The following is a 10050-nucleotide window of genomic DNA, read 5'->3' on the forward strand; positions in this document are numbered from 1 at the left end:
CACGTTGCTCCTTAACCGTAGAATTTTTTGTTGTTAGCAGCCATGTCACGCAACATTTGTGGCGCTTCATAAGCCTTACCTAAGTGTGCGTATTTGTCGCAAAGTGCAACGTATTCAGCAACACCTGTTTGGTCGATGTAACGGCATGGACCACCACGGAATGGAGGGAAACCTACACCCATAATCATCGCCATGTCTGCTTCAGAAGCAGTCGCTACGATGTTGTCTTCTAGGCAACGAACAGTTTCGTTACAGAAAGCCAGCATCATACGGTCAATGATTTCTTGAGCATCAAACTCACGTTTTTCCGCAGTTGCCACAGTAGCAACAAGCTCATACGCAGTTGGATCAACCACTTTGGCTTTTTTGCCTTTACGGTCAAGTTCGTATTTGTAGAAACCAACGTCGTTCTTTTGACCCAAACGTTTGTTTTCGTACATGATTTCGATTGAACCTTTGAAGTCTGGCTTCATACGGTCAGGGAAACCTTCAGCCATGACTTCTGCACCGTGAACGCCCGTGTCGATACCCACCACGTCGATCAAGTAAGCAGGACCCATAGGCCAGCCGAATTTTTCCATGACTTTGTCGACTTGTTGGAAGTCAGCACCGTCTTTCAATAGAAGGTCAAATGCACCAAAGTAAGGGAACAATACGCGGTTTACAAGGAAACCAGGGCAGTCGTTTACTACGATTGGTGTTTTACCCATTTTCTGAGCAAGAACTACAGTGGTCGCAATCGCTTCAGCAGAAGTCTTCTCACCACGGATCACTTCTACCAATGGCATCATGTGTACTGGGTTAAAGAAGTGCATACCGACAAAGTTTTCAGGACGTTGTAGGTTTTCAGCCAAACGTGTGATTGAAATTGTTGAAGTATTTGAAGCAATGATCGTGTTGTCACGAACATTCTTCTCAGTTTCAGCAAGTACAATGCCTTTTACTTTTGGATTTTCAGTCACCGCTTCAATCACGATGTCCACTTCTTTAAACTCGTCATAGCTTAAAGTAGGACGGATGCGCGCAAGAGTTTCACCCATTTGAGCAGGTTTCATCTTTTTACGTTCAACTTGTTTGGTCAGTAAGCCATTTGCTTCTTTCATACCCAAAGCAAGTTGTGGATTACCAATGTCTTTCATGATGATTGGTGTGCCTTTGCTTGCCGCTTGGTAAGCAATACCGCCACCCATGATACCCGCGCCTAGAACAGCCGCTTGGTTTACAGGGTGCGCACCTTTTTCATATTTCTTCGAAGTTTTCTTCACTACTTGGTCATTGATGAATAGACCAATTAATGCACCTGCTTGTGGTGTAATCGCTGCTTTTGCAAAACCAGCTGCTTCAGCTTGCAGTGCTTCATTACGTGGAAGGCTTGCACCAGCTTGTAATGAGTCAAGAAGAAGTTTAGGCGCAGGGTATTGAGCAGGATTTGCTTTTGCAAGTACCGCACCTTTCGCCGAGTTGAACGCCATCATTTGTTCGATTGGGTTCAATTTAACTGGGTCAAGTTTTTCTTGGCGTTTTGCTTTCCAGTCTACACGGCCAGCAAGGGCTTGTTTAACCAAGTCAATTGCAGCGTCTTGGAGTTTGTCCGCAGCAACCACTGCATCAACCGCACCATCTTTCAGTGCAGCAGCTGGTTTTTTAGGATTAGCCATTGCCATCCATTCAACTGCATTGTCGATACCAATGAGACGGCTTAAACGAACTGTACCACCGAAACCAGGGAAGATGCCTAGTTTGATTTCAGGAAGACCGACTTGAGCCGCTTCTGACATCACACGATAGTCACACACGAGACACATTTCAAAGCCACCGCCCAATGCCATACCATTGATCGCAGCAACTTTAGGAATTTCTAAATCTTCAAATGCGTTGAAGATGTCGTGAACAGGCAATGCCCAATCCACAATCGCTTGTTCGCCTTGAGCGAAGTTTGCACCAAATTCAGTAATATCTGCGCCAACGATAAATGTAGATTTAGCCGAAGTAACGATTAAACCTTTGATGTCGCCGTTTGCTTTAACAGCGTCAATCGCAGCTTTGAAATCTTCAATCGTTGCACGGTTAAATTTGTTGACCGACTCACCTTGTAAGTCAAAGCGGAATTCTGCAATTCCGTCCGAAAGCATTTGGACGGTAATGGCATTGCCAGCGTGGATCATGCCTGATCTCCTTTATTTTGGAGGACTTCTAAGTTGATGTTGTGAAGCGAGTACGTCATTCCTACGTACATCTATGCTCCGCCAATCTTACGATAACTATATCGAAAAAGAACATAACAAGTTGTATCAAGCCGTGACGCAAGGGTCATCTATTTTTGTTCAATTGTTTTCTATGTTTATGTGCAGTGCTTTTGCTTGATTGTGCTTCAATATAATGAAGCTTTTGTTTCACTTCATGTTTTTAATGACAAGTATTTGAAAATAAGATACGGAAGTTATTCTTATTTTCGTTCATGTTTTATTGTTATTTTGGGCAATTCAGTCAATTTTGAGAAATCTAGTTTGATTGAAAAGCTTGAAAATTTGTTCCGAAAAACATGAAATAGGCTGTATTTTGCGGCTTATGTTAAAATAGATATCAGATCACTTTTAGGTCTTCTCCGACTCTAGTCTTTTTATTCGCTTTCAGGTTTTTATATGATTAAGTGGATCATTCTGGCGATCTTTATTCTTTCTGCCCTTTATATTCAGCAACGTGGGAAGGTTCGTCACTCGTTTTATCGTCAATTTTTCGATCACTCAACGATTCTTGCGCCGATTAATTACCTCATGTACATGTTTTCAAAAGTACCGAATCAGCCGTATATCGAGACTCAGCATTTTCAAGATTTAAAAGTTTTGGATGAAAACTGGAAAATGATTCGAGATGAAGCGAAAGCTTTATATGAAAAAGGCGGTATTAAAGCATCAAGTAGTTATGATGATTTAGGCTTTAACTCCTTTTTTAAAACAGGCTGGAAACGCTTTTATCTAAAATGGTATGACTCGGCACACCCATCTGCTATGGAGCTGTGTCCAAAAACCACAGCGTTATTGAAAACCTTGCCGACCATTAAAGCTGCGATGTTTACCGAACTGGCTCCCGACAGCCGTTTAGTTCGTCACCGTGACCCCTATGCAGGTTCATTACGTTATCACTTGGGTTTGCTCACACCAAACGATGACCGCTGCTTTATTGATGTGGATGGTCAGCGCTATTCATGGCGTGATGGTGAAAGTGTAGTCTTTGATGAAACTTATATTCACTATGCCGAAAACACTACGGATCAGAATCGCATTATTTTCTTTGCTGATGTCGAGCGTCCTTTAAAAATACGCTTTATGCAAAAGTTTAACCATTGGTTTGGTAAAAAAGTCATGACCGCAGCCAGCTCTCCAAATGAAGCTGGCGATCAAACAGGAGGGTTAAATAAAGTTTTTGGTTATGTCTATCAAGTGCGGATCAAAGCCAAAGCTTTAAAAAAAACCAACCGCCAACTGTATTATTTTTTAAAATGGTTCTTGATGCTTGGCATTTTTTTCCTGATTTTTGTTCGCCCTTATATTTTTTGATATATGGGGAATTTAAAAACGTCTTTCGAGGCGTTTTTTTATGGGCCAAGGTTTTGATTTTATGATCTTACAAGCGAGATATTTTTGTGTAAGATAAGCATAAATTAGGGGGAAATATGCAAAAATTTCGTTCAAAAAAAGACTGGTGGGTGATTGGATTTATTATTGCCATGACAGGTCTGTTGCTACAGTTGTTATTCACAATGTATGCCAAAGGTACAATGTCACAGTATCCAATTCACACGGTGACCTATGTCCTCACAATTGCCGTGTTATGGTGGCCTGTTGTAAATACTCAATATCGAATTGAGCAAAATTGTTTGGTGATTACCAGTATGTTTTTGAAATGGACTATTCCTTTGGCAGATATTCAAAAAGTCAGCCCAAGTAATAACTCGGTTTCTTCACCAGCATTGTCCTTAGATCGCCTCAAAGTAGATTATCAAAAAGATGGAACTGTGAAATCTGTTTTGGTTTCACCCAAAGATCAGCAGAAATTTATACAGGCGCTACAACAAAGCGCTTGATGCTAGGTCAAGCGCAATTTAAGAGCCCTCGATGCGATGATGTACGAGGGCTCTTTTGATCTTAGAAATCAGCCAATACAATTTTTCCCTGAGTGTGTTCAGACTCGATGGCAGCATGTGCTTGGCGCATATTCTCCGCATTAATACGTCCCATTATATGCTTGAGTGTGCTATGGATTTTTTGACTTTCGACTAAGGTTGTAACTTGTTGTAATAAGTGTCCTTGCGCTTGTATGTCAGAGGTTTGGAACATGGAGCGTGTGAACATAAACTCCCAATGTATCGCAACAGATTTACGTTTCAGTAAGCGAATATCGAGCTGCTCAGGGTCATCAATGAGCCCCAACTGACCTTGCGGTGCAATTAACTCTGCAATTTGGCTTAAGTAGTGGTCAGTATGTGTCGTTGAGAAAACATAACGTGGAGCAGGTAAATTCTGAGCTTGGATTTGCTCAACTAGAGATTGGCGATGATCTAACACGATATCTGCCCCCAATTGTTTAACCCATGCTTGACTCTCGGGACGGGAGGCTGTAGCGATGACTTGTAATTGGGTTTTAGCTTTGAGTAATTGAATGGCGATAGATCCTACACCACCAGCAGCACCAATAATTAGAATTGACTCATTTGTAGCATCATGTTGTTGTACTTGAAGTCGATCAAATAGCATTTCCCATGCGGTAATCGCGGTCAGCGGAATGGCAGCCGCTTCAGCAAAAGATAAGTTATGCGGTTTTAGACTGATAATACGCTCATCGACCACATGAAATTCAGCATTGCTGCCTGCTTTAGTCAAATCACCTGCATACCACACTTGATCGCCTACTTTAAAGTTTTCCACGTCTGGACCGACAGCGACGACTTCACCAGCAGCATCCCATCCTAAAATCTTGGACTGTCCATGTTCAGGTGAGACTCGGGTTCTGATTTTACAGTCGACGGGGTTTACAGAAATGGCTTTTATTGCCACTAAGACTTCTCTATTTTGAGGACTGGGTATATCGACTTCAATATCTTGTAATTGTTCGGCAGAACCAGCATGTAAATATCCAACAGCTTTCATAGTTTTCATCTCAAATTGGGTTTATGCTGAAAATGTTATCGTAGTTTTAAAAATGCTATATACGGTTAAATTCTGCATATAGTGTAAAAAAGGATACTGTTGAAATGGGTAAAGCAAAGCATTCACGCTTTAACTGTAGTCCAGGATGTTCGGTCGAGGCAGCAATTGGGATTTTGGATGGGAAATGGAAAAGTATTATTTTATGGCATTTGTTGACTGAAGACACCTTACGGTTTGGTGAGATTCGTAAACGAATACCGAATGTGACCCAACGGATGCTGACCAATCAGCTACGGGAACTCGAGGAAGATGGCATGCTTCATCGGGAAGTATATCCGCAGGTGCCACCCAAGGTAGAATATAGCTTAACCCCTTTGGGGCGTAGTTTACGCCCCATCTTATTGGCACTTAAAGCCTGGGGAGATGAACATCTTGATTTATATGGGCAAGTTTTAGTTGTACAGAAAGAGTATACGTAGCTGAAACCCCAGACGCTTCAGCAGAAGTCGTGGATGTTATTAAGTCGTGAACGGTCCTGACTATAATTTCCCTACTTAAAAAGCCAGAAATCTATCCATATCAGCCCATCAGTGCTCCGAGGTTTGAACGTATTGTGAACGAAAACGCACGAGAACATATCGAAAAAATTTTAGCCAATATGACCACATTACCGGGCGTTTACCGCATGCTCGGTAAAGACGGTGAACTGCTGTATGTGGGCAAAGCGAAAAATTTAAAAAATCGTGTTTCCAGTTATTTTGTCAAAACCATTGAGCACACGAAGACGCAGGCTTTGGTGGCGCGGATTTATGACATCGAAACCTTAGTCGTTCGTTCTGAAACTGAAGCACTACTGCTTGAACAAAACCTGATTAAGCTACATCGTCCACCCTATAACATTATGCTTAGGGACGATAAGTCCTATGTCTATATCTTTGTCTCTGCCGACAAACCGTATCCACGGATTGCATCGGGTCGGGGCAAAGGCAAACACCAAGTTGGGAAGTTCTTTGGACCGTATCCGAGTGCATATAATGCACGGGATACTTTGTTGGTTTTGCAAAAACTGTTTAATGTTCGCCAGTGTGAAAATAGTTATTTTTCGCAGCGTAAGCGTCCTTGTTTGCAATATCAAATTAAACGTTGTTCAGCGCCGTGTGTGGGACTCATTAGTCCCGAAGAGTATAAAAATGATGTCGATAACTCGATTCGTTTTTTACAAGGGGACACCAAAGAGCTGAATCAAGAACTGATTGCGAAAATGGAGCAAGCAGCCGAAGCCTTAGAGTTTGAAAAAGCGGTGTTTTACCGTGACCGTATGGCGCTATTGCGGGATGTCCAATCACAACAAGCCATTTATAAACTCAAAGGTGAAGCGGATATTTTAGCGATTGCTTATCAGGCAGGGGTGACCTGCGTGCAGATCATGCATGTGCGCAACGGCAAAATGTTGGGAGGTAAAAGTTATTTTCCAGATATGCTTGGAGATGATTTGGGGCAAATGCTGGCTGACTTCATGGCGAATTTTTATTTCCAAGTGGCAGATGAAGTGCCGAACGAATTGATCGTCAATGTCGAACTGCCCGATCGAAAAGAACTGGAACAGGCGCTACAACAACAGTTTGATAAGAAAGTACAGATTAAGCATAGCGTGCGTGAGACACGTGCAGAATGGTTAGAATTGGCACAGATGAATGTGCAGCATGCGATCAAAGGACAATTGGCCAATCACTTCGAATTGAATGAGCGTTTCCATCAACTTGAACAAGTGGTGGGGCGTCCGATTGATCGGATCGAATGTTTTGACATCTCACATACCATGGGCGAAGAAACCGTGGCTTCGTGTGTCGTGTTCGACAGCGGTGGCATTCGTAAGCGCGATTATCGTCAGTTTTCAATTCAAGACATTACCGCGGGTGATGACTATGCCGCAATGCGCCAAGCGCTGACTCGTCGTTATAAAAAAGCCATGTTGCCTGATTTACTCTTGATTGATGGTGGTAAAGGGCAGTTGCATATGGCGATGGACGTCATGCAAGAGCTGGGTTTAGAGGCCTTTATGGTCGGGGTGTCAAAAGGTGAAGGACGTAAACCGGGCCTTGAGACCCTACACTTTACCGATGGAACAAAAATTCAGTTGCCTGAAGACCATAAAGCATTGCATTTGATACAACAGGTGCGTGATGAGGCACATCGCTTTGCGATTACTAAACACCGGGCTAAACGTGATAAAAAGCGTGGTTCATCCATTTTGGAAGTGATCCCGGGTTTGGGGCCGAAACGGCGCCGTGATTTATTGACTCACTTTGGTGGAATCCAAGGGGTGTTGAAAGCCTCGGAAAAAGATTTAACTTTGGTGCCTGGTTTGGGCGAAGTAATGGCCCGCACTATTTATAAAGTTTTACATGAATAGAACAGCAGTCACTGCGTTGGCAAAAGTGCTCATTGACGCATGGGTCACTGATCATTCACATCAGTTGAATTGTGTTGTAAAGATATGGAGGGAATTTAAAACAAGGATGCTCTATGTCACTTCAACACAGTTATCAAGCTTTAGCAGAACAAGAATGGATAGATATACCCACAGGTTGGTTGCAAGGACGCACCATTTATGGGGGATTGGTTGCAGGCTTAATGATGCAAAAAGCATTGTTGACTGTTGCCGATGATACGAAACATTTACTCAGTTGTAGCGTAACTTTTGTTGGGCCAGTACAGCAGGCCAAAGTTCGTTTAACCAGCGAGATTCTACGTCAAGGCAAGTCAGTGACCACTTTGGAGGTACGCTTATGGCAGGATGATGCGGTTCAAAGTATTTTAGTGGCAAGTTTCGGAACACAGCGTGAATCGAGTATTCATGTGCATCAAGAACCTGTAGCGCCAACGTTTCCATCGGTTGAAGGTCTGACAACCGCACCGCATCATCCACTTGCACCCGAGTGCTTTAAGCAACTGGATATGGTGTGGGTGACAGGGCAGTATCCGTGTACAGCCAGTCCAGAACCTGACTTTTCAGGCTGGTATCGTTTTAACCCTAATTTGCATGAAAATCGTGACATGACTGTGGCAGACCTGATGGTGTCGATGGATATTTGGCCACCGGGTGTCTTACCCATGTTTAAAATGATGGCACCTGCAAGTTCGTTGACCTGGCATTTGACCTATGTGCATCCACTGAAAAATCAGTTACATGATTGGATGAAATTTCAAGTTGAAACGCAATATGCAGCAGACGGCTATTCGACGGAGTCTGCTTATTTATGGGATGCCGAAAACCGTTTAATCGCTATCTCACGGCAAACAGTAACCGTGTTTGCCTAGTGACACTGTACCTCAATTCGTATAAAGTGAGGCCTAATTACGATGAGTCGCATGCGAAAATAGATCGATGGTTTCATCGCGCATGAAGGGGAAAAATTGGCGGTGTCTATGACAGCAGGTCGAATCCTGAATATTCCAAACATCTTGACCTTGGCGCGTATTGCCCTAATTCCGGTCTTCTTATTGGTGGCTTATTGGCCTCCTGTAATGGGTATTGCTGAACACGCAGGCAATATGTCTCGTCATATTTTATTGACGTCTATTTTTGTTGTTGCTGCGGTGACAGATTGGTTTGATGGTTATTTGGCGCGGACTTTAAATCAGACTTCTGCATTTGGACGTTTCTTAGACCCTGTGGCGGATAAGCTGATGGTGGCAGCTGCACTGATTGTATTGGTGCAGTGGAAACCTGAAATTTCGATGGCATTTGCAGCGATTGTGATTATTTCTCGCGAAATAACAGTATCTGCCTTACGCGAGTGGATGGCTGAGCTGGGTGCACGTACCAATGTAGCTGTATCTACGGTTGGAAAATATAAAACCGCTTTTCAAATGATTGCAATTACGGTGTTCTTGCTGAATTGGCAACCGCTTGAAATGTTAGCTTATGCACTGTTGTATACCGCAGTGATTTTGACTTTGTGGTCGATGTTTATTTACCTCAAGGCAGCTTGGCCATATTTAAAACAGCCTTGATTTTTAGATGTCAAAAAGCTCCTGAGGGAGCTTTTTTTATATTGAAGAGAAGTCAACTATGCGTTTCTTCCTCAGTATCATCTTCAAAAGTTTTGGCAATTTTTTCAATATTTAGGCTCTTAGCCATCGCATCAAAAATTTCTTTATAAACGCCTTCCTGACGGTACAGTGCTTCATGTTCCCCATGTTCTGCAATACAGCCTTCTTTCATCACATAGGTATAATCGGCATCAATAATTTGCGACAAGCTATGTGAAATAATAATCACCGTTCGCCCTTGTTTGATCTGATCGAGGCTATGTTTAATCTGCTCGCTAGCAATCGCATCGAGGCTGGCGGTTGGCTCATCAAGAAAAATAATCGGTGGGTTTTTGAGGAACATGCGTGCCAGCGCAATGCGTTGTTGTTGCCCGCCTGAGAGCATCAGGGCATCGGATTGATAGGCTTCGGGCAATTGAAGAATTTGCTTGTGAATGGACGCTTTTTCTGCGGCAGCGTAGACTTCATCATCTGTGGCATTGATTTTTCCATAACGAATATTGTCTAAAATACTGCCTTGGAAAATGTGATTTTTCTGTAAAACGAGACCAATGTGATCACGTAAATAAGTGGTGTCTATGTCTTGTAGGTCAATCCCATCGAGCTCAATTTTTCCTGCATCAGGCTGATAAAACTTATCCAATAAGCTAATTAAAGTGGATTTGCCTGCGCCCGATAAACCGACCAACGCTGTGATTTTATTCGGTCGAATTTCCATGTCAATTTGCTTTAATGCATGATGACCATTGGGATAGAAAAAATCGACATGCTTTAAGGTAAATTTACCTTGAATTGTGGGTTTGAGCGTACCACTTTGCTCGATTTCATCATCGGCTTCTAAAATTTT

At 42.7% G+C, this 10050-nt stretch carries 9 protein-coding genes; 6 read left to right on the forward strand and 3 right to left on the reverse strand.

Going from position 1 to position 10050, the window contains the following annotated elements:
- Positions 1 to 11 precede the first annotated feature (11 nt).
- A complete protein-coding gene (fadB, locus tag DPG01_RS15180; protein ID WP_110975682.1) occupies positions 12 to 2165 on the reverse strand; it encodes a fatty acid oxidation complex subunit alpha FadB in 2154 nt (717 codons plus the stop codon).
- Positions 2166 to 2642: 477 nt separating this feature from the next.
- Between fadB and lpxO the strand changes: the two genes are divergently transcribed.
- Both lpxO and DPG01_RS15190 read left to right on the forward strand, forming a co-directional pair.
- Positions 2643 to 3557: a lipid A hydroxylase LpxO gene (gene lpxO / locus DPG01_RS15185; protein WP_110975683.1), complete on the forward strand. Its 915-nt coding sequence runs from the start codon at positions 2643 to 2645 to the stop codon at positions 3555 to 3557.
- A gap of 116 nt (positions 3558 to 3673) precedes the next feature.
- Positions 3674 to 4084 carry a PH domain-containing protein gene (locus tag DPG01_RS15190; RefSeq protein ID WP_086209715.1) on the forward strand — a complete coding sequence of 137 codons (411 nt, stop codon included), beginning with the start codon at positions 3674 to 3676 and terminating at the stop codon, positions 4082 to 4084.
- A gap of 61 nt (positions 4085 to 4145) precedes the next feature.
- Here the strand turns inward: DPG01_RS15190 and DPG01_RS15195 are convergent, their stop codons facing one another.
- Positions 4146 to 5147, reverse strand: a complete 1002-nt coding sequence (locus tag DPG01_RS15195; protein WP_110975684.1) for a zinc-binding alcohol dehydrogenase family protein — start codon at positions 5145 to 5147, stop codon at positions 4146 to 4148.
- Between the two features lie 104 nt (positions 5148 to 5251).
- On the opposite strand from DPG01_RS15195, the gene DPG01_RS15200 reads away from it, so the two are divergent.
- From DPG01_RS15200 to pgsA, 4 genes are all read left to right on the forward strand, one after another.
- A complete protein-coding gene (locus tag DPG01_RS15200) occupies positions 5252 to 5626 on the forward strand; it encodes a winged helix-turn-helix transcriptional regulator (protein ID WP_086209713.1) in 375 nt (124 codons plus the stop codon).
- A gap of 134 nt (positions 5627 to 5760) precedes the next feature.
- Entirely contained in the window at positions 5761 to 7560 is a 1800-nt protein-coding gene (gene uvrC / locus DPG01_RS15205; RefSeq protein ID WP_110975685.1) for an excinuclease ABC subunit UvrC, read from the forward strand.
- A 113-nt stretch (positions 7561 to 7673) separates the two neighbouring features.
- Positions 7674 to 8468: a thioesterase family protein gene (locus DPG01_RS15210; RefSeq protein WP_110975686.1), complete on the forward strand. Its 795-nt coding sequence runs from the start codon at positions 7674 to 7676 to the stop codon at positions 8466 to 8468.
- Positions 8469 to 8576: 108 nt separating this feature from the next.
- The gene (pgsA, locus tag DPG01_RS15215; protein ID WP_086209710.1) at positions 8577 to 9164 is read left to right on the forward strand and encodes a CDP-diacylglycerol--glycerol-3-phosphate 3-phosphatidyltransferase; all 588 of its coding nucleotides are present in this window, start codon (positions 8577 to 8579) and stop codon (positions 9162 to 9164) included.
- Between the two features lie 52 nt (positions 9165 to 9216).
- Here the strand turns inward: pgsA and DPG01_RS15220 are convergent.
- On the reverse strand, positions 9217 to 10050 hold an 834-nt coding region (locus tag DPG01_RS15220; RefSeq protein WP_162622353.1), incomplete at its 5' end, for an ABC transporter ATP-binding protein.

Source organism: Acinetobacter sp. WCHAc060042, assembly GCF_003231195.1.
Lineage (GTDB): Bacteria > Pseudomonadota > Gammaproteobacteria > Pseudomonadales > Moraxellaceae > Acinetobacter.

Bases quoted from the DNA above. Each gene is read 5' to 3' on its own strand.
- pgsA (WP_086209710.1), top strand. From the start codon at position 8,577: ATGACAGCAGGTCGAATCCTGAATATTCCAAACATCTTGACCTTGGCG.
- DPG01_RS15195 (WP_110975684.1), bottom strand. From the start codon at position 5,147: ATGAAAGCTGTTGGATATTTACATGCTGGTTCTGCCGAACAATTACAA.
- DPG01_RS15200 (WP_086209713.1), top strand. From the start codon at position 5,252: ATGGGTAAAGCAAAGCATTCACGCTTTAACTGTAGTCCAGGATGTTCG.
- lpxO (WP_110975683.1), top strand. From the start codon at position 2,643: ATGATTAAGTGGATCATTCTGGCGATCTTTATTCTTTCTGCCCTTTAT.
- DPG01_RS15190 (WP_086209715.1), top strand. From the start codon at position 3,674: ATGCAAAAATTTCGTTCAAAAAAAGACTGGTGGGTGATTGGATTTATT.
- DPG01_RS15210 (WP_110975686.1), top strand. From the start codon at position 7,674: ATGTCACTTCAACACAGTTATCAAGCTTTAGCAGAACAAGAATGGATA.
- fadB (WP_110975682.1), bottom strand. From the start codon at position 2,165: ATGATCCACGCTGGCAATGCCATTACCGTCCAAATGCTTTCGGACGGA.